The sequence below is a fragment of the Paenibacillus helianthi genome, assembly GCF_001909055.1.
Taxonomy (GTDB): Bacteria; Bacillota; Bacilli; order Paenibacillales; family Paenibacillaceae; genus Paenibacillus_AQ; species Paenibacillus_AQ helianthi.
Genome location: NZ_LVWI01000002.1, coordinates 148375 through 174829, shown reverse-complemented (window position 1 = coordinate 174829; position 26455 = coordinate 148375). Strand labels below are relative to the sequence as shown.

The 26455-nt window shown below is 50.1% G+C and carries 18 protein-coding genes; 17 read left to right on the top strand and 1 reads right to left on the bottom strand.

The genetic code is table 11. The features are described 5' to 3' along the window. The first annotated feature begins 21 nt into the window (after positions 1-21). From A3844_RS03580 to A3844_RS03495, 17 genes are all read left to right on the top strand, one after another. Positions 22-2916 (top strand): extracellular solute-binding protein, encoded by a 2895-nt coding sequence (locus tag A3844_RS03580; RefSeq protein WP_074106644.1) that lies wholly within the window; start codon positions 22-24, stop codon positions 2914-2916. A gap of 18 nt (positions 2917-2934) precedes the next feature. Continuing rightward, a complete protein-coding gene (locus tag A3844_RS03575; protein WP_074085531.1) occupies positions 2935-3897 on the top strand; it encodes a carbohydrate ABC transporter permease in 963 nt (320 codons plus the stop codon). Then, a complete protein-coding gene (locus A3844_RS03570) occupies positions 3894-4775 on the top strand; it encodes a carbohydrate ABC transporter permease (protein ID WP_074085530.1) in 882 nt (293 codons plus the stop codon). Before A3844_RS03575 ends, A3844_RS03570 begins: the two co-directional genes overlap by 4 nt. 19 nt (positions 4776-4794) lie before the next feature. After that, the gene (locus A3844_RS03565) at positions 4795-6255 is read left to right on the top strand and encodes an NHL repeat-containing protein (RefSeq protein ID WP_074106643.1); all 1461 of its coding nucleotides are present in this window, start codon (positions 4795-4797) and stop codon (positions 6253-6255) included. Further along, positions 6252-6878, top strand: coding sequence for a YIP1 family protein (locus A3844_RS32170; RefSeq protein ID WP_074106642.1), 627 nt, complete (start codon positions 6252-6254; stop codon positions 6876-6878). Before A3844_RS03565 ends, A3844_RS32170 begins: the two co-directional genes overlap by 4 nt. 14 nt (positions 6879-6892) lie before the next feature. After that, a complete protein-coding gene (locus tag A3844_RS03555; protein ID WP_074106641.1) occupies positions 6893-9448 on the top strand; it encodes a DUF5696 domain-containing protein in 2556 nt (851 codons plus the stop codon). After that, positions 9445-10350: a carbohydrate ABC transporter permease gene (locus A3844_RS03550; RefSeq protein WP_074085526.1), complete on the top strand. Its 906-nt coding sequence runs from the start codon at positions 9445-9447 to the stop codon at positions 10348-10350. The genes A3844_RS03555 and A3844_RS03550 overlap by 4 nt, the downstream gene beginning before the upstream one ends. 16 nt (positions 10351-10366) lie before the next feature. Then, complete coding sequence (locus A3844_RS03545) at positions 10367-11314, top strand: carbohydrate ABC transporter permease (protein ID WP_074085525.1); 948 nt, start codon at positions 10367-10369, stop codon at positions 11312-11314. Between the two features lie 16 nt (positions 11315-11330). Further along, positions 11331-12626 (top strand): endo-1,4-beta-xylanase, encoded by a 1296-nt coding sequence (locus A3844_RS03540; RefSeq protein ID WP_074106640.1) that lies wholly within the window; start codon positions 11331-11333, stop codon positions 12624-12626. Between the two features lie 158 nt (positions 12627-12784). After that, on the top strand, positions 12785-14467 hold the full coding sequence (locus A3844_RS03535) for an extracellular solute-binding protein (protein ID WP_074106802.1): 1683 nt from the start codon (positions 12785-12787) through the stop codon (positions 14465-14467). 39 nt (positions 14468-14506) lie between these two features. After that, positions 14507-16252, top strand: coding sequence for a sensor histidine kinase (locus A3844_RS03530; protein WP_074085523.1), 1746 nt, complete (start codon positions 14507-14509; stop codon positions 16250-16252). After that, positions 16245-17879, top strand: coding sequence for a response regulator (locus tag A3844_RS03525; RefSeq protein ID WP_074085522.1), 1635 nt, complete (start codon positions 16245-16247; stop codon positions 17877-17879). Before A3844_RS03530 ends, A3844_RS03525 begins: the two co-directional genes overlap by 8 nt. Before the next feature lie 167 nt (positions 17880-18046). Continuing rightward, positions 18047-19753 carry an RICIN domain-containing protein gene (locus A3844_RS03520; RefSeq protein ID WP_074106639.1) on the top strand — a complete coding sequence of 569 codons (1707 nt, stop codon included), beginning with the start codon at positions 18047-18049 and terminating at the stop codon, positions 19751-19753. A 327-nt stretch (positions 19754-20080) separates the two neighbouring features. Further along, the gene (locus A3844_RS03515) at positions 20081-21070 is read left to right on the top strand and encodes a glycoside hydrolase family 43 protein (protein WP_074106638.1); all 990 of its coding nucleotides are present in this window, start codon (positions 20081-20083) and stop codon (positions 21068-21070) included. A gap of 77 nt (positions 21071-21147) precedes the next feature. Continuing rightward, the gene (locus A3844_RS03510; protein ID WP_074085519.1) at positions 21148-22308 is read left to right on the top strand and encodes a glycoside hydrolase family 27 protein; all 1161 of its coding nucleotides are present in this window, start codon (positions 21148-21150) and stop codon (positions 22306-22308) included. 246 nt (positions 22309-22554) lie between these two features. Next, entirely contained in the window at positions 22555-24126 is a 1572-nt protein-coding gene (locus tag A3844_RS03500; RefSeq protein ID WP_074106636.1) for a glycoside hydrolase family 43 protein, read from the top strand. 190 nt (positions 24127-24316) lie between these two features. Next, a complete protein-coding gene (locus tag A3844_RS03495; RefSeq protein ID WP_074106635.1) occupies positions 24317-25435 on the top strand; it encodes a GNAT family N-acetyltransferase in 1119 nt (372 codons plus the stop codon). A 112-nt stretch (positions 25436-25547) separates the two neighbouring features. Here the strand turns inward: A3844_RS03495 and A3844_RS03490 are convergent, their stop codons facing one another. After that, the gene (locus A3844_RS03490) at positions 25548-26405 is read right to left on the bottom strand and encodes an AraC family transcriptional regulator (RefSeq protein WP_074106634.1); all 858 of its coding nucleotides are present in this window, start codon (positions 26403-26405) and stop codon (positions 25548-25550) included. Between the last annotated feature and the right edge of the window lie 50 nt (positions 26406-26455).

Below are 26455 nucleotides of genomic sequence, written 5' to 3'. Positions count from 1 at the left end.
TCGCTTAAGGGGAGGAGAACGTTGAATATTCGAAATAGGAGCACAGCGATTATATTAGTTGTTGCACTGCTGGCCGGGGCGTTCTGGATGTTTAATTCCTCGCAGCCTCCCGTTCATTCCGATTCGCCACAGGAAGGCAAGTTTGCTGCGGTCTCGAATGATCTGGCTGAAGGCGGCTATGAGGCTTACCTGAAGCAATATAAGAATGCTGAAAGGCCGGATCAGGATATCCGGATCGAGGGAGAAGCTTTCTCCCTGACCCAGGGTGAGCCATTTGAAGTCAAAGAGCAGTTTGAGGGGCTGAGCGGTGCCGCAGTCATTACTCCCGAATCGGGAACGATCAGCTGGGATGTGCCGATTACCGAAACCGGCTTGTACAACATACGCATTCATTATTACCCGATAGAAGGAAAAAGCTCATCGATTGAACGCTCCTTCGCCATTAATCAGAAGACGCCGTTCAAGGGCGCAGACTCTTTATTGTTCGACCGGGTCTGGGGCAACCGGGAGGCCGAAGTCAAAAGGGATGACCGCGGCAACGACCTCCGCCCCAGACAGGTGGAGAAGCCGGTATGGCAATCCTCTGTGTTCGCAGACAGCGAAGGTTTCTATGAGGAGCCGTATTCCTTCTATTTGGAGAAGGGGAACCAGAATCTGTCGCTTACCGCACTCCGTGAGCCTATGGCAATTGATTATATTGAGCTGTTTCAGGATCAGAAGGTCAAATCCTATTCAGAAGTCAAACAGGATTATGAGGTCAAGGGGTTGCAGCCTGTAACTGAACCCTATATGGAGGTTCAGGCGGAAGCAGCGTCTGCCAAATCCTCACCGACCTTATACCCGTTGTCAGACCATTCCAGTCCGACAGTTGTTCCTTACCATGTCTCCAGTATAAGGATTAATACGATCGGGGGTGTGAACTGGAAGCTGCCCGGTCAATGGATAGAATGGCAGGTCAATGCGCCTGAAGACGGGCTGTACCAGATTGCACTCAAGGAGAAGCAGGATCAGCTTCGGGGCGTCTACGCCAACCGCAGTCTGACGATTGATGGTGAATATCCGTTCAAGGAAATGAAGCAGATCCGCTTCAATTACAGCCCCAGCTGGAAAATGAACGTGCTCGGCGGGGAGGAGCCTTATCTGTTTCATCTCACGAAAGGGACGCACACGCTAAGGCTGACGGTCACACTAGGCGATATCGCGCCTCTGGTCCGTACGATCCAGTCCAGTGTACTGACCCTGAATGAAATGTACCGCAACATTCTGGCAATTACCTCCAACAATCCTGACAAGTTCCGCGACTATCAGTTGGAGAAACGGATTCCGGATATGACCAAAGTGTTCCGGGAACAGGCGGATATCATTCGAAGTGTCGGCAATTATCTGGAGCAGGCCACCGGGGAACGCAGCGACAAGGTGTCGATTCTATACTCTATGGTGACCCAACTGGAGGATATGGTGAAGAATCCGGGCACGGTTGCCAAGCGGCTGACTTCGTTCAAAACCAATGTAGGCGGACTCGGAACATGGATACTTACCGTGCTGGAGCAGCCGCTGACCCTGGATTCCTTAATCGTCTCGGCTCCAGGCAAGAAGCTTCCCCGTGCACAGGCCACCTTCTTCCAAAAGCTGAAGCATGAACTGGGTGCGTTTACTGCTTCGTATACCGCGGATTATGACAGCATCGGGAACGTGGCGAAGAAGCAGAAGTCGATCACGGTCTGGATTTCAACCGGCCGGGATCAGGCCCAAGTGATGAAGAGCATGATTGACGATACCTTCACACCGGATACGAACATCTCTGTTTCTCTAAGACTGGTGCCGCCCAATATTCTGCTGCCTGCGACGCTGGCGGGTGAAGGGCCGGACGTAGCCATGCAGATTGGAGAGGATCTTCCCGTCAACTATGCAATGAGAAAAGCAGCGGCGGATTTATCCGGGTTTGCTGATTTCAAAGAGGTCGCTTCCAGATTCCGTGACAGCGCTCTGACGCCATACAAGTACAACGGAAACGTCTACGGGCTTCCCGAGCAGCAGATATTCCCTATGCTGTTCTACCGGAAGGATATTCTGCAGGAGCTTGGTCTGGAGCCGCCCAAAACCTGGCAGGATGTATACAATGTGGTGTCCGTTCTGCAAAGGCATAATCTGGAGTTCTATCTTCCGCTCGAAGATACGCTGAACAATGCCACGCTGGTGCCGAATGCGGCCTTCACCATGCTGCTCTATCAGAATGGGGGACATTTGTATACGGACGACCAGAAGCAAAGCGCCTTGGACTCAGAGATCTCCATGGCAGAATTCAACAAATGGACCCAGTTCTATACCAATTACAAGTTCCCGGTCAAGGCGGACTTTCCGAACCGCTTCCGTACAGGGGAAATGCCGATTGGGATTGCCGATTACACGATCTATAACAGCCTTACCGTTATGGCTCCCGAAATCCGCAATCTATGGGAATTCACCCTCGTTCCAGGTACGCCTCAGGCGGACGGTACGGTTGACCACAGCGTGGCCAGCCATACGACCGGAGTCATGCTGCTGGAGAACGCCAAGGACAAGAATTCCTCCTGGGAGTTCATGAAATGGTGGACAGACAAGGCAACCCAGGTCCAGTACGGACGTGAAATGGAAGGTCTGATGGGCGCGGCAGCCCGCTACCCGACTGCCAATATCGAGGCGCTTGAGGAATTACCATGGCCGGTGAAGGATTATATCAATCTGGAGAGCCAGTGGCAATGGGTGAAAGGCAACCCGCAGGTTCCCGGCGGCTACTTCACAGGCAGACATCTGGACAATGCGTTCCGCAAGGTTGTGAACGGGAACGTGAATCCGCGCGAAGCTTTATCGGATTATCTGATCTATATTAACGATGAAATTCAGATCAAGCGGAAGGAATTTAAACTCCCGTATTAGTTTGGAGGCTGTAAGCCGATGGTACACATACAAAATGCCACTGAACCAGCCTTACATGGGCTGGCCAGTCCCGTCAAGAAGTCCCGCTTGGCGCTATTATGGAAAGAAATGAAGAAGAGCAAGCATTATTATCTCATGATGAGCCCCTATATGATTATCTTCTTCTTGTTCACAGTCATTCCGGTGGTCGTCTCCTTGGGGTTAAGCTTCTTCTACTTCAATATGCTGGAGACGCCCCGCTTCGTAGGCTGGGAGAATTATTCAAGGCTGTTTCTGGGCGACGATGTTTTTATGATTGCGCTCAAAAACACCTTTCTGTTCGCCGTCATCACAGGCCCGTTAAGCTATATCGCCTGCTTCCTGTTCGCTTGGCTGATCAATGAATTGTCGCCCTTTGTCAGAGCGCTTATGACCCTGGTATTCTATGCGCCTTCCATTTCGGGCAATGTGTTCTTTATCTGGCTGATCGTCTTCTCGGGCGACAGCTACGGCTATCTCAACGGTTTCCTGATGAAAATCGGCGTGCTGCTTGAACCGGTTCAATGGCTGCAGAATGAGAAATATGTTCTTGCTATTGTGATTATCGTTCAGCTCTGGCTCAGCCTGGGCACAAGCTTTCTGGCCTTTATCGCCGGGCTGCAGACCGTTGACCCATCACTGTTCGAGGCAGCAGCAATGGACGGGATCAAGAACCGCTGGCAGGAGTTATGGTTCGTCACGCTGCCATCCATGCGGCCGCAACTGATGTTCGGTGCCGTCATGCAGATCACCGCCTCCTTCGCGGTGGCTGATGTATCTATAGCACTTGCGGGGTTCCCGAGCGTCAACTACGCGGCGCATACGGTCGTAACCCATCTGATGGATTACGGGACGCTCCGTTTTGAGATGGGTTATGCCTCCGCAATTGCGACCATACTCTTCGGCATCATGCTTGGAACCAATATGCTGACCCAGAAACTGCTGAGAAAGGTGGGTGAATGACCCTGTATGCAAGAGTTATAGGGGCTTTTCGCCCTCAAAAAAGGCTGAACCGATCTTTTATTGTCAGCTTTATGCTATTTGGGCTGCTGCTGATGTTCGGCTCGTTCATGGTCCTTCCTTTGGTCTATGCCGTAAACAATGCATTCAAACCGCTTGACGAGCTGTTTATCTTCCCGCCGCGTTTCCTGGTGAGAAACCCGACGATGGAGAATTTCACGGATCTTGTATTAATTATGGGGAATTCTTGGGTGCCTTTCTCCAGATATGTGGCGAATACACTGCTGATTACGCTGGTGGGGACCGCAGGGCATATCCTGCTGGCATCAGCCGCGGCCTATCCCCTAGCCAAGTTCAGATTTCCAGGCTCCGGTATGCTATTCAAGATTGTGGTGCTGTCACTGATGTTCTCGCCGCATGTTACGGCCATTCCCAACTATCTGGTGATGTCCCAGCTGGGGTGGATCAATACACAAGCGGCGATCATCGTACCTTCACTGGCGTTCTCCCTGGGATTGTTTCTGATGAAGCAGTTTATGGAGCAGATTCCGGACGCACTGATTGAAGCTGCCAAAATTGACGGGGCGAATGAATACCGGGTGTTCTGGCAAATCGTGATGCCTAATGTCAAACCGGCATGGCTGACGCTTATGATCTTGCAATTTCCGGCGCTGTGGGGCACGGATGGAGGCAATTTCATCTACAGTGAGAACCTGAAGACCCTTCATTATGCGTTAAGCCAGATTATTCAGGGAGGAATTGCGCGTGCCGGGGTAGGGGCGGCGGTGGCTCTGCTGCTGATGACAGTGCCGATTCTATTGTTCATTATTTCACAGAGCAGTGTTATCCAGACGATGGCCACTTCCGGTATGAAGGAGTAGAAAGGAGGAACGGTAACCAATGGTCGCAAGCATGAAGAAACGAAAAGCCGGTCTGCTGGCCTTGTGCTGCCTGGTCAGCCTGGGGCTTGGAGGAGAACTTGTCCAGGCGGAGAGCGCGGCCCCTTCCTACAATTATTCATACTGGGGGGATAATGTGGCGGCTCCGTCCGCCTATGAGGCAACCACGCTAATAACGGGCATAAGCTCCGGTGCAGGCGATTTCAAGAATCCGCAGGATATTCAGGTTACGTCCGACAAGCAGATTTATTTGCTGGATACAGGCAATAACCGGTTTGTTGTACTGGATCAGAACTACAAATCCGTCAGAACCCTGGACTCATTTCTGCTCAAAGGGAAGGCGGATCATTTTAACAATCCGCAGGGGATTTTTGTGACAGACCAGAAGGAGATTTATGTCGCAGATACGGGGAATAAACGTATCGTTCATTTTGACAGCCGGTTCAATGCGGTAGGTGTCATCGAATCGCCGAAATCCGAATTGCTGCAGGCGAACTTTGATTTTCAGCCTGTCCGCGTAGCCGTGGATAAGGCTAACCGAATCTATGTCATGTCTGCTGGTGTTTTCGACGGATTTATGGAGTTCGGTGCGGACGGCGCTTTTAAATCGTTCATGGGCGCGAACCGGGTGCATGTGGATCCCGTGGATTACTTCTGGAAATCCATATCGACCCAGGCACAGCGCGAGCAAATGGTCATGTACACACCAACCGAATTTACCAATCTGGATATGAATGATGAAGGCTTCCTGTATGCAACTAATGGTGACGAATACGGTGACCCGATCAAGAAGCTGAACGCGCAGGGTGCGGATATCCTGAGAAGAGAGGGCTACTATAAGCCCAGCGGCGATATCATGTATTCGACGCTCTCGGGCGGCGCTCCCCGTCTTGTGGATATTGATGTGGGCGACAGCGAGATGTATTCGGTGCTTGACGCTAAACGGGGCCGGGTCTTTACCTACAATGGCGATGGATACCTGATGTTTATTTTGGGCGGACTCGGCAACCGTCTGGGTGAATTCAATACCCCTGCTGCCATAGAGCATAACGGCGATGACATCCTTGTGCTGGACCAGACGCTTGGGGAAATCACGGTATTTCAGACCACCGATTACGGGAGGACGCTGAACGACGCCGTTAGAAGTTATTACAGAGGCGATGAAGAACAGGCCTACCAGCTTTTCAGCAAGGTTGTGAACATGAACGCGAATATGGAGTATGCCTATGCCGGCATAGGCAAGGCTCATCTCCGGAAAGGCGAATACAAGGAGGCGGTTCAGTATTTCAAGCGAAGTATGGACCGGACTAACTATTCCAAAGCGTTCCTGCTCTACCGTAAAGAAGTGCTACGCGAACATTTCTCCACCATAATGACCGTTGTCATCGCCCTGGTGATTATATGGCAGATCTGGAGAATGTACCGGAAAATGAGGGCAAGAAAGAAGGTTGTACTCCATTGAACAGAGAAGCGTTGCACACTCCGCTGTATGTCATTGTTCATCCGTTCAACGGATACTGGGATCTCAAATATGAATGCAGTCAAAAAAAGAGCCTGATCCTGTCCTTCGGTATATTGTTTATGCTTATTTTGACCAATATACTGGGCAGCCAGTACAGCGGATTTCTGGTGAATCTGAACAATCCCAAGGATCTGAACAGCCTGCTGGAAACAGCCTATGTGCTGGTTCCCGTTCTCTTCTGGTGTGTGGCGAACTGGTCGCTGACCACGCTGATGGACGGGGAAGGGAAGTTCGTGGAAATTTTTATCACCACTTGCTTTGCCCTGATTCCGATCGTGCTTATCAACTTTCCGTGGATTTGGGTCAGCAATATCATTACTGCGCAGGAAAGCTCTTTTTATTATTTTTTCAAAAACTTTGCCGTGATATGGTCGGGCCTGCTGCTGTTTGTCGGAATTATGACGGTTCATCAGTTTTCTCCGTCCAAGACGATCGGAACGATTCTGTTAACAGTAGTGGCTATGGCTTTTATGGCCTTCCTGGCCTTGCTTTTTTTCAGTCTGATTCAGCAGATTGTTGAATTTATCTCAACCATAACCCAAGAAATTGTCTTGAGAGGATAGGAGGAGGACCGGGAATGAGGAAGCCGTTAATCATACTGCTCTCGATTCTCTTAAGCATGAGTATGCTGGCAGGTTGTACATCGTCCGGTTCAAGCAGCCAGACGAGCGGGCATGAACCGGATCTTGAAGTGTCCTTTGATAAAGGGGACCGTCTGAAATCCGCCTTTGACGATACGCGTGTGGACGGCATGAAAGGTGTTCTGGAGAATGAGCACCTCCGGCTGTTTATGGATGAAGCCACGGGCGGCATAGCCGTCAAGAAGCAATCGGACGGAACGGTCTGGTACAGCAATCCGCTCAAACGGGAAGCAGATGCATTGGCAAGCGGAGACAATAAAGACCTGTTGTCCGCGCAGATCAAGCTGGATTTTTATAACTATCTGGGACAGGTCAGCTCTGTCAATTCGTATACGGACAGCGTTGCCAATAAGCAAATGAAAATGGAACAGACGCCAGAAGGCGTCAAGGTCTTCTACCAGTTCGGAACTACCGCCAAAACGGCCGAAGATCTGCCGATGAAGATGAGCAAGGCGCGGTTCGAGGAGAAGATCATGAGCAAGATGGATAAAACCGGGCTGCGTACCATGAAAATCGCCTACACTCTCGATGAGGAGAAAGGCGTGTATACCCGCAACGATGAAGCGCTGAAGGGGCTTCAATTGGACCGGACACTGAAGGGCTTTGAAAAAGCGGGGTATACGGAGGAAGATTTGCAGCAGGATATTGCCGAGAACCACTTGAGCCAAACCAAGCCGGTGCCCCGTATCTTCCAGCTGTCGATTGAATATTCGCTTGACGGGGATCAACTGGTGGTGAAGGTTCCGACGGCGGATATCCGCTATCCCGCGGATTATCCGGTCAATGATATCTCGGTCCTGAGCTTCTTTGGAGCGGGCGGCCGTAATGAACAAGGTTCACTGTTTGTACCGGATGGCTCCGGGGCGCTGATTCATTTCAACAATGGCAAAACCAAATATCCAGCCTACAAGCAGGCCGTTTACGGGAAGGATGGAGCAACGGAAACAACGGACGCCTACGCGCAGCAGCAGGAAGTCAAGCTGCCGGTGTTCGGCCTGATCCGGAAGGAAGGCGCGTTGCTGGGCATTATTGAACAGGGAGCGCCGTTTGCCACCATTAATGCCGATACCAGCGGAAGAGTGAACAGCTATAACTATGTGTATCCGAGCTTTACGCTAATTGCCAAGGGAGATGTCACCTTGACCGCGTCAGACCAGAACCGCACATTGCCGAGATTTCAGCAGGAAATGCCCAAGACGGATTATGTAATCCGCTATGCGTTCTTAAGCGGTGCGGATGCATCCTACCAGGGCATGGCACGTTATTACCAGAATTATCTGACAGACCATGGCGGACTGCCCAAAGCGCAAACGGCGGAAGCTCTGGTGAACACGCCCTTTTACCTTGAACTGGTGGGCGGCATTACCAAGACGAAGCATGTGCTCGGCATCCCTTATCAATCGCTGGAGCCGCTGACCACATTTGAGGATGCCCAGTCTGTGCTGGAGCAGATGAAGCAGCGCGGCATTGAAAATATCATGCTTAAATATGCAGGCTGGTTCAATCGGGGACTGGATCATAAAGTGCCCGATCAGCTGTCTGTTGACAAGGCGCTCGGCGGCAGCAAGGGTCTAAACCGCCTGGCGGCATTCGCCAGGGAACAAGGGGTTCAGCTATTCCCTGATGTTGCGCTCCTGAAGGCAGGCCAGACCTCGGGCTTCAAGATTAACCAGAAAGCTTCCAGAATGCTTAGTGAAATCCCGGCAGCCGTATATCCTTACAATATGGCACTGAACAGGCGGGACCGTACCCGCACCCCTTCCTACATTATCTCACCAGATAGGGTCGGCGGTTATGTGGATGCCACGCTGAAGGGAATGAAACCGTTTGATACCGGTGGCATCGTATTAAGGGATATGGCCGATGAATTGAATAGCGATTTCCGCAGAGATCACGAAATCGACCGGGGGGAGTCCGAGCAAATATCCATTCAGTCCCTGGACCGGATCTCCAAGCAGTCCTTGCACATTATGGCCGACGGAGGAAATGCCTATGCGCTTCCTTACTTGTCCGACATCACGGATGCGCCGATGTCCAGCAGCCGGTTCAAGCTGGAGGATGAGGAAATTCCGTTCTATCCAATGGTCGTCCGGGGATATGTGAACTACACGGGCAAGCCTTACAATCTGTCCACATATACCAACTCGAAGCAATATATCCTGAAGAGCCTGGAATATGGCTCCGGCGTCTATTATGAATGGATTTATGAGCAGAACCACAAGGTGAAGGACACGGAATTCGATGACCTGTATGCGGTCAACTATGAACAATGGATCAACCAGGCCGCCGAAATGTACCTGGAAGTGAACGGGGTTTTGAAGAACGTTCAGAATCAGAGGCTGACCGGACACGAGAAGCTGGCAGACGGCGTTTATAAAAGCACCTACGAAAACGGCGTATATGTTGTTGTTAATTATAATCGTACCGCAGTGCTTGCCGAAGGCCGGACGATTGAGGCCGAAAGCTATATTACGGGTGGTGAGCAATTTTGAAATCCATACTGAGACTGAATCGCAGAACCTACAACGAACAAAAAGCGCTATTGGGCTTTTTCTATGTGCTGCCCTGGCTGCTCGGATTCATTTTCTTCTTCCTGATTCCGCTTTTATCTTCCCTGCGCTACAGCCTAAGCTCGGTGCAGGCCAATTCCGACGGCTTGATTGTTCATTTCAGCGGCTTTAAAAATTATTTGGAAGCTTTGACGGTGAATACCGAGTTCAACCGCTCCCTGGCGGATTCGATTCTGAACATGATCATCAATGTGCCTCTCATTGTGATCTTCAGTCTGTTTCTGGCAGTGCTGCTGAATCAGAAGTTTATCGGGAGATCACTGGCCAGATCCATTTTCTTTCTGCCGGTTATCCTGGCTTCCGGCGTGATTCTGAACCTGGAGAGTACCAGCCTAATTCAAGCCGTCAACGAACAGAATGCCGGGGCTGGAGCCATCCACGGAATGGGCACCTTTCAGTTGGAAAGCCTGATGCTGGACGCGGGGCTGAGCGAATGGGTTGTCGACTATTTGAGCAACGCGGTAAGTCGCATTTACGACATTGTCAGCCAGTCCGGTGTGCAAATCCTGATTTTCCTGGCCGGTATCCAGACCATCTCACCGCAGCTGTATGAAGCCTCCAAGATGGAGGGGGCGACCGGGTATGAGGCTTTTTGGAAAATAACCTTTCCCATGGTCAGCCCGCTCATTCTGGTGAATGTCATCTACACCATTATCGATTCCTTTTCGAATAACAAAATGACGGATCTGATTCGGGAAACGGGCTTCACCCAGTTCAATTTCGGTCTTAGCTCCGCGATGGCCTGGCTATATTTTGCTGCCGTGACGCTGATTCTGGTCATCAGCAGCTTCCTGATTTCCAGAAAGGTCTTCTACTATGATTAAAAGGGGGATGGGCCTAATGTTTGCGACCCGGCTGCTGTCGCTGGAACGCTGGAAGAAATGGATCTGGTCCTTAGTGCGGCTGACCCTCCTTGCGGGCTTGTCGTTCGTTATCCTCTACCCGATTCTCCAGAAGATATCCACGGCCATCAAAGATAAAGGCGATCTGTATTCGCCGATCGTCATCTGGCTTCCCGAGCATTACACGCTCGATAACTTTATCAAAGCGATCGATATCATGGATTACTGGCAAGCGTTGCTCAATACGTTTACCCTTTCAACGCTGACCACGCTGCTGACAGCCATTTCCTGCGCGCTTGCGGGATACGGGTTTGCCCGGCTCAAGTTCAAGGGAAGGTCGGTTCTGTTCGCTGGGGTTATTCTTACCATTCTAGTACCGCCCATCACGATTCTGATTCCAGTCTACCTGAATTTAAAAGATTTCAGCCTGCTTGGACTGGTTCCGCTTCTGACCGGCAAGACGGTCAATTTGCTGAACACGTACTGGCCGTTTATCTTAACGTCAGCCACTGCCAACTCGCTGAAGGCAGGGCTGTACATCTTTATTTTCAGGCAATTTTTCAGGGGAATCCCGAAAGAGGTCGAGGAAGCGGCTTATATCGACGGAGCAGGCGTGGGCAAAACCTTCTACAGAATTATGCTGCCCAATGCCATACCTTCCATTGTCACGGTACTGCTCTTTTCGTTTGTATGGCAGTGGAACGACAGCTTCTTCACGACAACCTATCTGACTTCAAGCAAGGTGATGGCAACCCAACTAGGCTCATTGCCTTATAATCTGGCGATTATGCTGGAGGACGGAGCCAATTCCAAGGCCGATCCGTTCTACTTGAGCATGGTCCAGGATACAGGGATACTGCTTGCGATTCTGCCGCTGATTATCATTTACCTGTTCGTGCAGCGCTACTTTGTTGAAAGTATAGAGCGCACCGGCATTGTCGGCTAAAAGGAGGGCATAAGCTATGAATAGTAACCGCAGGCGCGGGCTTCTCGCCATGCTCGCCCTAATTCTTGTACTTGCCGCAGCGTTCCTGTTGCCGGCCCGCCCGCCCGTCCCGGCGGAAGGCAACACTCCGGCTTCTCTTGTGCCGGGACCGCCGGGAGATCAAGCATTCTCCCTAACCCCGGAGCCGGCTACGTTGCCGGAAGCTGTATCGGAGCAGCCCTCCGGTGAAGCGAAGCAGACGGTTGGAGCCGTATCCGCAGAAGATTCGTCTGAACCTCCGGTTCAGACGGGTCTTCTGTCGCTGTCTGCAGTCTATGCTGATTACTTCCGCATGGGAGCAGCAATTGAACCTGAACAGACGGAAGGACGGACAGCGGAGCTGCTGAAGCAGCAGGTCAATTGGATTGTTGCCGAAAATGCAATGAAGCCGGATGCGATTGAGCCAGCAGAAGGCAGCTTCACCTGGGAACGGGCCGACAGGATCGTTGCCTTCGCCAAGGCGAACGGCATGGGGCTGCGTTTCCATACCTTGGTCTGGCACAGTCAGACGCCGGAGTGGTTCTTCAGGGATGAAGCAGGCCAAGCTATGGCCGATGAGACCGACGCGAAGAAACGCGAAACGAACAAGAAGCTGCTGCTTCAGCGGCTCGACACCTATATCAGCACCGTTGTCGGACGATACAAGCATGACATTTCCTCCTGGGACGTCGTGAATGAAGTGATTGAGCCGGGAGACCCGGAAGGAATGCGGGCCAGCAACTGGTACAAGATTACCGGTACCGGCTTTATCGAGACGGCTTTCCGGGCTGCCCGCAAGGCTGGAGGACCGGACATCAAGCTGTATATCAATGATTACGGAACAGACAATCCGGTTAAACGGGACAGATTGTACGATCTGGTGAAGGTAATGCTGGAGAAGGGTGTACCGATCGACGGGGTCGGGCACCAGACCCATATTAATCTGGAGTACCCTTCCACCCAGAGTATTATAGAATCCATGCAAAAGTTCCACGATTTGGGGCTCGATAACCAGATTACCGAGCTGGATATGAGTCTGTATGTCTATAAAGACCTAAGCGATGTAGGCGCGGATGTTCCCGGGGATATTCTGCAGCAGCAGGCGGAACGGTACGGAGAATTGTTCGACGCGCTAAGAACCCGCAAGGAGCTGCTAAGCGGGGTCATGTTCTGGGGGATCTCGGACGACCATACCTGGCTGAGTACATTTCCCGTCGTGCGCACCGAGGCTCCGTTGCTGTTCGACAAGCAGCTCCAGGCCAAACCCGCATTCCAGGCGGTCACAGGGTTCTAGATAGGCTTCAAACCGGCGATAGTGAAAAAGTGGTAAAGAACAGGTAAGCTAATCAAGAAATGCACCTTACATTTCCCTTCGACTTGCTTGGATAATATAATATTCCGGTAGATTTATATTCTTGCAAAGTGAGGGTGCAACTGGTGCCGAAAACAATCATGAACCGAGTCCATTGGACTGTCACAGCATGTATCGCCGTTCAACTGTTGACCGCTTGCGAGGGAAGCGGTAACCTTCCTTCCGAGCATCCAGTCTCAGATGGAATAGAGGAGAAATCGTCTTTGTACCAGGAGCCTGGACTAAGCAAATACGAGCAGCCCATTCAGCTTTCTTTCGTGCGTGAAAATAACGATGCGCTTGAAGAAATGCTGAGTCAACTGCCGGGGGAGACGCTGGAGGATAACCGCTGGACACAGCTTTACGAAGATGTGCTGGGTATCCGGATTAAGTATGACTGGACCGCCTGGAGCTCCATCTATTCCCGAAAGCTCGGCGCTTCCCTGGCCTCCGGCGATATCCCGGATATTGTCCGGGTGAACGCTTCACAGCTCAGAGTGCTCAGCAATGCGGGATTGATTCAGGATCTTACCCAGGTCTACAACGATTATGCAACTCCGCTGACCCGAAAAGTGCTGAGCCAGGAGGGCAGCGGCCCATTCGACACCGCAACTATTAACGGCAGGCTGATGGCGATACCGGAGACCACTTCGTCTATTGAAGGGGCCATGTTTATATGGATTCGCACGGACTGGCTGGACCTTCTAGGGCTAAAGCCGCCGCAATCGATGGATGATGTTTTGGCAATATCGAAAGCGTTTACAGAGAGGGATCCTGACGGGAACGGTCGGAGGGACACGTACGGCCTCGCTTTAACCAAATATTTGTGGGACCCGGTAATGGGGCTTACCGGGTTTATGGCAGGGTATAACGCCTATCCCGGTATTTGGATCAAGGACAAGAGTGGAAAGCTTGTCTATGGAGGGATTCAGCCGGAGGTTAAGACCGCCTTACAGGAACTCCAGGAGATGTACCGCACGGGACAGCTGGACAGAGAGTTTGGTTTCAAAGACGGTGTGAAGGCCAGTAAACAGATTGAGAATGAACAAATCGGCATGCTGTACGGAGAGCAGTGGAGTTCGTTTCTGGTTCAAACCAGTCGTGAACACAATTGGCAGGCGGAGTGGAAAGCTTTTCCGCTTGTTTCCGGGTCTGGATCAGCTCCTAAAGTTCCGCTTCCGTTCAGCACCAACCAATTTCTGGCTGTCCGCAAGGGGTATGAGCATCCTGAAGCACTCGTCAAGCTGTTCAACCTGCATCTCGAAAAAAACTGGGGAGTGACCGGTGATTATGAGACGTACTATAATGCCCCTCAGGCGGTATGGAAGCTGTCGCCCGTGACTCCATATCCGGTCTTGAAGAATCTCGAGGCCTTCCGCCAGCTTGAAGAATTCCGGCTCACCGGGAATGCCGCCGTGCTCAAGGATGAAGCGAAGACGATTCAGAAAAGAATCGCCGCCTACGAAGCCGGCGGCAAGGAAAGCGAGACGGGCTGGGGATGGAATTTGACTTATGGAGCTTCGGGGGCATTCTCCATCCTTGACCAGTATGAGAAAAATAATCAGCTTCTGTACGAGAGCTTTGTCGGAGCCCCTACGGAAACGATGATCGAGAAGCAGAATATTTTATACAACCTCCAGATCAATGCTTTTCTGGATATCATTCAGGGACGACCGATCGGCCAATTTGATGAATTCGCCGCACAGTGGAACAAGCTCGGCGGTGAACAAATAACGGCTGAGGTCAATCAGTGGTATGCGGAGAAAGGCGGGGCTGGAAAATGAACAGGAACCTGAACCCGGAAGGCAACGGAGGCGGATGGCTTGCTTAAATTCCCTGCCGAGTCCATGCGCCATACCATTTTTATCCGGATGGTTGTTACTTATCTCGTTATTATTCTTCCGATTCTGCTGCTGGGTCTCTATCTATACAATTGGAGCTATAAAAATGCAAGCCAGGATTTATCAAGAGCCACTTTGTCGCAATTAACTTATTATTTGGAGGCCCTGAACCGTGAGATTGAATGGATGGAAATCCAGCAATATGATCTTGCCCAGGACACCGAGCTGAACAAGATTGCTGTGACATGGGAATTCATGGACGATGTCCAAAAGAGAGAGAGCCTGAATTACATTACCCAGCGGGTCACTTCCCTAAAGAACAGCAGTGCCTACATCAGCGATGTATATGTCCATATTCGTACGATTGATAAAACGATTTCGGCTATGAATGCCATCGATGATTTGGACAGCGGGAAATATAATTTCTTCCAGTCCGTTGATCTGAAAAAAGAAGGCCGGCTCATCAACTGGAACAACTTCCTGGAGCTCAGCGTCGCCGAGTCCAGCGGCAGAATGGGGGAGCCTCCGCTCTTTATCATTCAGATTGAACTCGATAACGAGAAGCTGAAGGACTCCTTGAAGCAGATCAACGCCTACGCTGAGAGCGGATCGCTGCTGGTTTCGATGCAGTCGGGTTATGCGCTTGGGACTGGAAGCAACGCTCAGGAGATGCTTCAGAGCTATAACCAGGCCATGCATGAAGGGAAGCTTGAGAAAACCAGGGTACTGGACGGTATGAGATACCATGTCGACAGCTTCTCTTCAGGCAAGCTGGGAATGGCGGTAGTTACCTACTTGCCGGAAACGGCTGTCAAACGGCCGTTAACCAAATTTGTACTCTGGGCCTGGCTGTTCGCCGCAGCATCTTTTCTGGCAGTTCTTATGTATTCCTATGCTACTTACAAGCTCGTTCAAAAGCCATTGCTTGTGCTGGTACGAAGCTTCAAGAAGATGGAAAGCGGTTCGCTGGATATTCAGATTGTCCATGCCCGCAAAGATGAATTTGGATATTTGTATCTTCGTTTTAATCAAATGCTCAGCAGGCTCAGAATGCTTATTGATCAGGATTACACACAGAAGCTCATGATGCAGCGTGCAGAACTTAAGCAGCTTCAGTCACAAATTAATCCCCATTTTCTATACAACAGCTTCTTTATCCTGAACTCGCTGGCCAAGCAAGGGGATATTACGCGGATTGAGGCGTTCTCCAATATGCTGGGCGAATATTTCAGATTTATCACCCGAAACGGAGAAGATAATGTCCGGCTGGCAGAGGAGACCCGTCATTCACAAATGTATACGGAGATCCAGAAAATGAGGTTCTCCAGGCGCATTCATGTCCAGTTTGACGAACTGCCCGAAGAGTTGGAGAACATCCGGGTCCCTCGTCTTATTCTTCAACCCATTATCGAGAATGCCTATGAGCACTGCCTGGAGAAGCAGGCGGATGAGGGAGAGCTTCGTGTTTCTTTTGAGAAGGAGGAAACGGAAGTCAGAATTATTGTGGAGGACAACGGCAGCGGGATCACCGATGACGGAATCGAAACTTTGCGAAAACGGCTGGATCAAAAAAACGAATCGTATGAGATCACCGGTATGATTAATATCCACCGGCGCATCCAATTGATCTACGGGGAAGGCAGCGGCTTGTTTGTGGATAGAAGCGGGCTGAACGGCCTCAAAGTCGTGATTAGAATCAGGCTGACAGGAGGCGAAGAGCTTGTATAGACTCTTGATCGTTGACGATGAAGAAATAATAACGGACGGCTTATACGAAGTGTTTAACCGGCTCCTTCCGGACAAGCTGGATGTATATAAAGTATATTCCGCGAAATCGGCACTGGAATGGCTCTCACGTACACGAATAGATATTGTGCTTACGGATATCCGGATGCCAGGGATGAGCGGGCTCGAAATGTCTGAGCACATCCGCAAATATTGGCCGCGCTCCAAGATCATTTTTCTGACCGGTTACAGCGAGTTCGATTACGCCTACAGTGCCTTACAAATTCCTAATGCCCGTTACTTATTGAAGACAGAAGGCTTCGACAAGATTGTCGAGACAGTTCAGGAGGTGCTGCTGGAAATCGAACAAGGCAACAAGCTGAATGAGCTTCTGGAGAAGTCACAGGAACAACGTCATGCGATGGAAGTTATTGCGCAAGGCAACTACCTTCATCACCTGCTACAGGACAGCCATACCTTATGCGCGGATACAGAAGTGCTGAAGAATGATTTCCGCAAGCTCAAAATAAGTCTGGATGCGGAATCCCCGGTTATGCTGATTCTCGGACGTCTGACGTATCCCGGGGGGATCTCTTATCTGGATCGAAGCGAGATTGTAACTTCTTCCAGAGTCATCTGGAATTCATTTCTGGCGGAGATGGCAAGGCATACCGGGATTCTCGACAGACACGGGGATGTCTTATGGCTGCTTCAACCCTTCGATCATGCGGCAGCCGCATTCAATGGCCATTTTTCGCGGTATCTTGAAGGGACGCTGGAGCTTATCCAGGATTCCTGCCGGCAGACGCTCGGGTTGACCATCGCTTTTGCCGTTAGTGGCTCAGCCTGTGAATGGAGGGGAATCAGCCGGCAATATGACAGGCTCCACCGGCTTCAGCAAGTGAAAATTGGAGACGGCATCTCTATGGTGCTGATTGATCGGACGGGCCGGCTGGAGCCTGATGGGGTGAAAGAGGAGGCAGGCGTCCGGCTCAATCAGCGGGTGGAGAATCTGGCAGCGCATCTTGATGCCGGGAGGCAGGAACGATTCCTGGAGACGTTGGGTGAAATCAAGGAAGGTCTTCATAGGGCGGTTAGTGTAGAAGCAGCTACGGAGATGTACTATACGGTCGCCCTTGTACTTCTATCCTATATGAACCGTTGGAATATCCACGGCCTCGTCAATGATTATGGCAAGCTGATGCGGCTTGACGAGCATTTGTCCTTGAATGAAGGCATGAATGAACTGGAGAAGCTTGCCGCCGATATCTTCCGGCTTAGGAGTTCTGCTGAAAAGGAACGGTCTTCGGAGGTGATCGAACGGATATGCGATTATATACGCAGCAATTTGAGCGAGGACTTGTCATTGGTTCGGCTGGCAGAGCTGCATTATTTTAACCCTACGTATCTGTCCAGGTTTTTCAAACAGGAACAGGGGATCAACTTATCCGAGTACATCGACAACTGCAGGTCTGTTAAAGCGAAGGAACTGTTAGGCAATGAAACGCTGAAAATACGCGATGTAGCGATGTGTGTAGGCTATGAGGCCCCCCACTCCTTCACCCGTTTCTTCAAGAAGACAACGGGCATGACCCCCCAGGAATACCGGGAGTCTCTGCTTAAAATATAAGAATTGACGGTGAATCCGTTTCTGCATGCCAATCTATAATTTGACAGTCGAACAGCTATAGTTACACAGGTTGTTAACCCGTTTCCAGAGAGAGTACAATTTATTTGTATACGTTTACAATAATTACAATTAAGTGCTACTCTACAAAATTAAGGAGATGGGTATCTATGAAAAAGAGGAAAATGAATGGGGCGATCAAGCTGCTGCTAATGCTGGCGCTTATTCTGTCGCCTATGCTCTCCAGCGGCAAAACCGCACAGGCATGGGAGGGCATGCCTGTGTCCAAGCTCCATGTGAGCGGTAATCAACTGGTGAACAGCAGCGGACAGCCGGTTTTGCTCAGCGGCTGGCATCAGCCCAGCGGTGCTTACTGGACCTATCAGAACAGCAGCTATTATTTGGACCGCAACGGAGGGAACCGGCACGCGGCAACCCTTGCGTATTTGAAGGACATCACTGACACCTTCACCAGCACCTCGGCCAAGTACGGCAACAGCCATGGCTGGTACATGAATCAGGTTCGCCTGTTCATTGACCGCGAAGACATGGGCGATGTAGCGGCGGGTACGTATAATTTTGCCGGTCTGCAGTCGGTTACCCAGGATGTTATCATCCCTTATATCAATTATGCCAAGACAAAAGGTCTGTATGTCACACTGGGCCTCGACTTCACGCTTAAGGACAACAAGGCAACAACTCAGGGCAATCTGGACAAATTCAATCAAATCTGGGGTTATCTCGCTTCCCAGCCGGCCATAAAAAGTGCGGACAATGTGATGTTCGAGCTCATTAATGAACCGGTTCTGAGCGATGTGAACGGCGAATGGGGAGGGAATCCCTCTCAGCCTAATTTCCCGGCCTTTTGGAACTCCCTTAAAAACTTCCAGAACTCCCTGATCTCCACTATACGGAGCAAAGGGGCAGATAACGTGATTTGGGCTTCGGGCCTTGGATGGGATCAGCATTATCAGTTGACCGCATCCGATCCGCTTACGGACCCTCTGAACAATTATGGTTACGCCGTGCACTGGTATCCGGGTTACGGCGCCTATGACAATTACACGCCGCTGCAGGAAATTTGGGACACTAGTATCAAGCCTTGTGCCGATAAATACCCGATTAATATCACAGAGACGACCTGGTTCAAGAAACAGCCGGGGGATTCTTCTTATTGGGATCTCTTCAACGGATCGAATGCAGGATTTGGCAAGAATACAAAAGCCATATTTACCGCAGCGGGAAATGTCAGCATTGCCGTCCATATGAACGGATTCCTGCTGGAGCCCGGCACAAGAAGCTCCTTCGCTGACCCGACAGCCGGGCTGCTCTATGACGGAAATGCCGCCCGGGACGGAATGGCCCGGTTTATATTCGAATGGTACTATGAGCGGGCGCAGTTTAATCCCTGGAACGGGATCTGGAATGGAGTGACCAGCGGGGCGACATACAAAATCGTCAACCGGGCATCGGGCAAAGTGATTGATGTCCCCGGCGGACAGAATACCAATGCGCTTCAGCTCCAGCAATGGACGGACAATAATGTGCCAGCACAGCAATGGATTGCCACGGATCTGGGCACTTCCAACAATTATTACCGTCTGCGAAGCGTCAATTCTTCCGACAACAAGGTAATGGATGTCCGCAACGGATCGAAGAATAACGGGGAAGCGATTCAGCTTATGCAGGATTTAGGCAATACCGCCCAGCAGTTCAGATTGATCAGACTAAGCAATGGCTATTGGAGCATCCTCAACATGAACAGCAACAAGGCTGTTGAGGTCACGGGAGCCTCCAGTGCTGACGGCGCGAAGCTGCAGCAGAACCTGTACCGCGGCGATTTGAATCAGCAATGGCAGTTAGTTAAGGTGAATTAGCCGGAAGCGGCCAGGAAAGCCTGCAGTGAGATGAGATTATTTGGAACGGGGGAAGGTCGTATGGCGTTCATGTAATTATGCGCCATACGATCTTTTGTGTTGTCCGATACCATGTTGATATCTGCAATCTGCCGGTAGTCCTGCAATAAACGTGTAAGATTTATAGGGAGAATTCTTTACTTTTGGTATGGGTGACGGCTGGAAGAGTACAGTACAATATGTATTGTAAGCGGTTGCTGAAAAGGCTTCTATTCTTCCTGCTGTCTTAGTTTCAGTACGAAGAGATGTTCTTTCAAGCCAATATACTCAAGAAGAGGAGATTTATACATGAATCAGTTGCCCAAACCCAACGAGCCACTCGTAACCCACATCTACACAGCGGACCCGTCCGCCCACGTATTTGAAGGCAAAATTTATATTTATCCTTCCCATGACCTGGATCATAATGGACCGGACAATGACAACGGTGACCAGTATGCAATGGAAGACTATCATGTCCTATCCATAGAGAATTTTGAATCCCCTGTGATAGATCACGGGCAAGTGCTTCATCTGAGCGAGATTCCCTGGGCGTCGCAACAACTATGGGCGCCTGATGCCGCCTATAAGAACAATACTTACTATTTATTTTTCCCGGCCCGCGACCGGGAGGGGGTGTTCCGTCTGGGTGTGGCGACGGCTTCATCTCCGGCAGGTCCGTTCACGCCGCAGCCGGACTATATTCCCGGCAGCTTCAGTATCGATCCTGCTGTTTTTGTGGATGAAGACGACCGGGCGTATATTTACTTTGGCGGCCTCTGGGGAGGCCAGCTTGAACAATGGCAGACCGGCACCTTCCGCCCGGGGGCGGAAGGGCCTGCCCTTGACCAGCCTGCACTAGGGCCGCGTGTGGCGCTGTTAAGCGAAGATATGCTGTCTTTACAGGAGGTGCCGCAAGAAATTTCCATTGTGGATGAAGAAGGAAATCCGATTCTTGCTGGTGATGAGGACCGGAGATATTTTGAAGGGCCATGGGTTCATAAATATAATGGCTACTACTATTTGTCTTATTCGACAGGCACAAAGCATACCTTGGTCTATGCGGTCAGCAAGCATCCGGCAGGTCCTTTTACCTTCAAGGGTGAGATTCTGTCACCGGTTATCGGCTGGACTACGCACCACTCCATCGTTCAGTTTGAAGAGAAGTGGTATCTGTTCTACCATGACAGCTCCCTGTCTGAGGGTGTCAATCATAAGCGCTGCGTCAAATATACGGAGCTGCACTATAATCCGGACGGCACCATTCAGAAGATTCATCCATACCCTTCTGGGGAATAGGGATCTGCAATCCACAACAGCTATGCTGTCCAGTAAAGGACGGTGTAGCTGGATTACACGAAAGGATGAATACTTTGATGAACAAACAACAACTCGGCTTGACACCGCCCATGGGATGGAATTCATGGAACACCTTTACATGGGACATTAATGAGCAGCTTATCCGGGAAGCCGCCGATACACTTGTTGCAGAGGGGTTCAAGGATGCGGGATATGAGTACATTGTTATTGATGATTGCTGGAGCCTGAAAGAAAGGGACAACGATGGCAAGCTGGTTGCTGATCCGGTCAAATTCCCGAACGGAATGAAGGCGCTTGCAGATTACATTCATGCCAAGGGATTAAAGTTTGGGATGTACTCATGTGTAGGAACACATACATGCGCAGGATATCCGGGGAGCTTTGAACATGAATTTCAGGATGCGGAATTGCTGGCAGAATGGGGCGTGGATTTTTTGAAGTATGATTACTGCTTCAAGCCCAGACATATATCGGGGGAACTGCTGTACAAACGAATGAGCCTGGCGCTCAAAAACTGCGGAAGAGACATCCTGTTCTCAGCATGCAATTGGGGTGAGGACAATGTATACCATTGGATTCGTGAATCCGGCGCTCATATGTACCGGTCCACAGGGGATATTCAGGATAGCTGGGATTCCATCAAGAGTTTAGCTTTGTCACAGCTTGATAAGGCCTGCTACACAGGAGCATATTGTCATAATGATATGGATATGCTGGTTGTCGGCATGTATGGAGGCAGCAACAGCGACTTTATCGGAAGCCAAATCGGCGGTTGTAGTGATGTGGAGTACAAGACCCATTTTTCTATATGGAGCATGATGGGATCTCCGCTGATGATTGGCAGTGACATCCGGAAAACCAACCAGGCCACCAGAGATATTCTGATGAACGGGGATTTGATTGCCATTAATCAGGATGTGGAGGGCCGCGGTGCTTATCGCATCAAGCCGGAACCGCAATGGTTTCATGCAGATGATGTATTTATGCTGGTAAAAGTGTTAACTGACGGAGACGTGGCGATAGGTTTCTTCAATTTAAGTGATGGTCAAAGGGAAATGTCGTTGCAGTTCTGGGATATCGGACTCCCCTATGCTTCCGGAAAATCGCTGTCGCTGTATGACTGCTGGGAGCATAAAGAAATCGGCGTATTCAGAGAAAGATATGCTCCTGTAGTTCCGGCTCATGATTGTCTGATTGTGCGGGCGAAATTGGTATAAAGGATCACATGAACATGAATAGGAATAGGACATGCAGAACATGCGGAGTTCCCTTAACGACGGATGATGTGGCGATTTACCTGAAGCTTGTTACGCGTAACGCCCAAGACTTCCTGTGTATAGACTGTCTCGGCGAGCAACTGAAATGCGGGCGCAGTCCCATTGAGAAATTGATCAAATATTTCCGGGAATCCGGGAATTGTGTGCTGTTTCGATAAGCTGGACTAGGACTGGAGGAGTAAAAGAATGACAACTGCGATTGAACACAATTCCGTTACTTATAATAACCCGATTATGCCAGGGTTTTATCCGGACCCTTCAGTATGCCGGGTGGGGGAAGACTATTATTTGGTGACATCGACATTTGCTTATTTTCCTGGGGTGCCGATTTTCCATAGCCGTGATCTTGTCCATTGGAAGCAGATTGGCAACGTGCTTAACCGCCCCTCACAATTGAACTTACAGGGGGCCAGGCACTCAGGGGGGATTTTTGCCCCAACCCTACGCTACCATGAGGGCATGTTCTATATGATTACGACCAATGTAACCCACGGCGGAAATTTCGTTGTTACAGCAACCCATCCTGCCGGGCCATGGTTGGAGCCCTATTTTATTCAAGGAGCGGTGGGGATTGATCCCACGATTTTCTTTGATGATGACGGAAGAACCTATTATTTGGGTACAAGGCCTAACTCAACTGGAGTGCGTTATGACGGCAACTGGGAAGTATGGATTCAGGAACTGAACTTGGAGACCATGGAGCTTGCGGGGGAGAGCTATGTCCTTTGGAGAGGTGCTATGACAGATGTGATCTGGCCGGAAGGGCCACATCTGTACAAGAAAGATGACTTCTATTATTTAATGATTGCCGAGGGAGGAACGGGGCCGAATCACGCGGTGACCGTCGCACGCAGCCAGAAGCTGACAGAAGGCTATACCGGGAATCCCAACAACCCGATCATTACGCATCGTCATCTGGGCAAGCATTATCCGGTTATCAATGTGGGGCATGCTGATTTAGTTCAGGCTGAAGACGGTCAATGGTATATGGTGATGCTCGCTTCACGTCCTTATGGAGGTAGCTATAGTAATTTGGGGCGGGAGACGTTTCTTGCTTCAGTGATTTGGGAGGATGGATGGCCAGTAGTCAATGAGGGCCGGGGAATTCTGCAGGAGCAGGGGGTCATAGGATTGATGCCGGTTCCGGTGGAGCCGCAATTGCGCTGCGACCATTTTGACAGTGATAATCTGGCACTTCAATGGATGTTCTTAAGGAATCCGCAAGCGGATTTATATTCTTTGACAGAACGTAAAGGATATTTGCGGCTAAAGCTAAAACCTCAAACGTTCAAGGATCAGGACAATCTCAGCTTTGTCTGTTTGCGGCAACAGCATTTTGACTATATGGCTGCAGCGGTGATGGAGTTTGCGGCGCGGAGCATCCATGAATCGGCAGGTTTGGCCGTCATTCAAAATGAAATGTATCATATCCGGTTTGAGCGCGTGTTGCAGGATGACAGACAAGCCTTACGTGTTGTGACCTGTATCAATGGGCTGGAGACGAATGTTGCACAGGTAGAGGTAGATGCTCGGCGGTTGTATTTAAAGATAGCTGCAAGAGGCCAGGAGTTAAGCTTCTATTACAGCACGGATGGAGAGCAATATCATTTGGTTGCAGAACATATAGATACGAGTAGTTTGAGTACCGAAGTGGCAGGCGGATTTGTGGGCTGCTGCATAGGAATGTATTGTACGAGTAACGGTACGGCCTCTGACAATGCGGCAGATTTTGACTGTTTTGAATATGGCGCGTATTAAAGCATATGATTGATGTGGCCGCGGCCAGGCGGCGGGAATCGGAATGACATGCGGCAGGTTAATGGATAGAAATCGCGCAACTGGTTTGAGTAGGTGCTTAGCTGCGTTGCCCGGCAGGATATTGCATATGCATCTAGAATCATAGTTATAGGATGGGAGTTAAATACTTACACTGAAAGGGTAGGGCAAAATGGTTAAATACAGAACGGCAACTCCGAATGAGCGTGAGGAATGCATAGATTTGGCCAACTATGCTTTTCGCTTGGATTTTGAAACCCTGATGCCCAAAGCCTATAACAAGAACGTGGATTCTTCAGCTATGCATAAGGTTGCTGTGGATGAGAAAGGCAGGCTGCGCGCACAGGTAGCCGTTTTTCCAGAGCCTCTGACGGTATGTGATTATACGCTGCGAACCGGCTATTTGGGTACCGTATCGGTTCATCCGCGTGCGCGTGGCGAAGGGCATATGAAGGCGCTCATGGACATGTGGCTAGAAGAACTGCGCAATACGTGTGATATGGTTGTGTTATATGGTCAGCGACAGAGATATGAGTATTTCGGCTTCACGCTTGGCGGTGTAAAGTTCAAGTATTTCGTGGGAGAGGCCAATGTGCGCCATGGCTTAAGACATGTGAACGACACTGGAATATCCTTCAGCCCGTTATTCGAGATTGAAGGAGCAGAAGCCTTTGCGCATAGCATGAACACCTCGAGGCTGGCTTATATTGAACGTAACTTACAGCAATTGCCGCTTATTTTCAACAGCCTCCATCAAAAGGCCCTGGGTGTCCTGGATAAAGGCAAGCTGATCGGGTATCTGATTGTAAACGAAGCAGGCGATGAAATATCTGAATTCGCAGTGGCAAATGCGGACGATATTGCACGGACGATCAAGGCTTACAGGGGATATAGCAGAGCAGAGCGAATCACTATTGTTACGCCGGAATATGACATTTCTCTAAATACAGCTCTTGGCAGCATTGCTGACGACTATGTTATCGAGAACTCTGATATGTATCATATTCTGGATTTCGCCAATGTATTAGAGGCTTATCTGACGCTTAAGCTTAAGACGACAGGGATTGTCCAGGGGGAGTTCTCCGCAGTCATGGACGGTCAGCCGGTTACTGCACGGGTGGATGCGGATGGCGTGACTGTTGAGCGGTCTGCTAAGCCGGATGCAGTAGTCCTTAATAAGCAGCAGGCTCAGGCGCTTCTTCTTACACAGCACAGTCGCTATATGGCAGTGGATGTGCCTACAGGGTGGTTCCCGCTGCCCTTATTCTGGTACAAGATTGATAAATACTGATTAATCTACTACTCACAATAACCCCGAATTAGACAAAAAAAGCCAAAGGCGAACTTAAGTTGCCTCTGGCTTTTTTTCTTTTTGGTCCTGTGTAAAGAGTTGAAAGAGCCTCTCAAGCCTGTTTAACCGCTTTATATTTTCCCGGGGGCATGCCGGCTATTTTTTTGAAGCTCCTTATAAAATTAGCATAGTCGCTGAACCCGGACAGCTCACAGGCTTCGGCAACGGTCTTGCCTGCGGCCAGATGGCTCATAGCCAGTGAGATGCGCTTGTCCACAATGTAGGAGCGTATCGTAAGTCCGGTATGCTCTTTGAACAGCTGGCTAATATATTTGCCGCTGTAATGAAACTCCTGCTCCAGCTGCTCAGATGAAATAGATTCGACCAGGTGCTCCTTGATATAGGTCATGGTCTTGCTGACCAGCTCCGGCATGAGATTGTTCGATTGGTATGTGGCAGACGGATACAGGGTATTGATGAACACAAGCAGTTGGGTTGCGTAGGATTCCGCCAGAAGATCCTGTCCATATGCCTCCGAGCTGAGGCAGGAGATCAATTTCTCTGCAAGCCCGCAATACATCACAATTTGGTCCTGGGAGATCCGGATTAGATTGTTTTGTCCGAAGGGATGGGATTCGAAACAGGATAATAGATTCGAGCGATGACTTGAAAGCTTCTCCAAGGCAGATTTCTTGATATTCAGCCCTATTCGTTCATACATTTGATTGTCGATACAGATACAACGGTGCATTTCGCTGGGGCTGATGATGATTAAATCGCCAGGGGCCAGTTTGTAGCAGGACTGCTCAAGATACATGTAAGCATTGCCTCTTAGGAACAAATATATTTCGTAAGCATCGTGGCGGTGATAAGGCAAGGCGGGGTTGATCAGCTCCGTATCTGTTGTTTTATGAAAGCAAATTAGTTCTTTTTTAATAGGTGCGAAAATATAGTTTGTCTCCTGATCCATAGCATTCAATCCTTTTATTGTAACTTTTGGGATTATAGGTATCCGCGCAA

Coding starts and splice junctions, on each gene's coding strand:
- A3844_RS03545 (WP_074085525.1), top strand. CDS start 10,367: ATGTTTGCGACCCGGCTGCTGTCGCTGGAACGCTGGAAGAAATGGATC.
- A3844_RS03495 (WP_074106635.1), top strand. CDS start 24,317: ATGGTTAAATACAGAACGGCAACTCCGAATGAGCGTGAGGAATGCATA.
- A3844_RS03520 (WP_074106639.1), top strand. CDS start 18,047: ATGAAAAAGAGGAAAATGAATGGGGCGATCAAGCTGCTGCTAATGCTG.
- A3844_RS03515 (WP_074106638.1), top strand. CDS start 20,081: ATGAATCAGTTGCCCAAACCCAACGAGCCACTCGTAACCCACATCTAC.
- A3844_RS03510 (WP_074085519.1), top strand. CDS start 21,148: ATGAACAAACAACAACTCGGCTTGACACCGCCCATGGGATGGAATTCA.
- A3844_RS03500 (WP_074106636.1), top strand. CDS start 22,555: ATGACAACTGCGATTGAACACAATTCCGTTACTTATAATAACCCGATT.
- A3844_RS03490 (WP_074106634.1), bottom strand. CDS start 26,405: ATGGATCAGGAGACAAACTATATTTTCGCACCTATTAAAAAAGAACTA.
- A3844_RS03565 (WP_074106643.1), top strand. CDS start 4,795: ATGGTCGCAAGCATGAAGAAACGAAAAGCCGGTCTGCTGGCCTTGTGC.
- A3844_RS03535 (WP_074106802.1), top strand. CDS start 12,785: ATGAACCGAGTCCATTGGACTGTCACAGCATGTATCGCCGTTCAACTG.
- A3844_RS03575 (WP_074085531.1), top strand. CDS start 2,935: ATGGTACACATACAAAATGCCACTGAACCAGCCTTACATGGGCTGGCC.
- A3844_RS03570 (WP_074085530.1), top strand. CDS start 3,894: ATGACCCTGTATGCAAGAGTTATAGGGGCTTTTCGCCCTCAAAAAAGG.
- A3844_RS03540 (WP_074106640.1), top strand. CDS start 11,331: ATGAATAGTAACCGCAGGCGCGGGCTTCTCGCCATGCTCGCCCTAATT.
- A3844_RS03555 (WP_074106641.1), top strand. CDS start 6,893: ATGAGGAAGCCGTTAATCATACTGCTCTCGATTCTCTTAAGCATGAGT.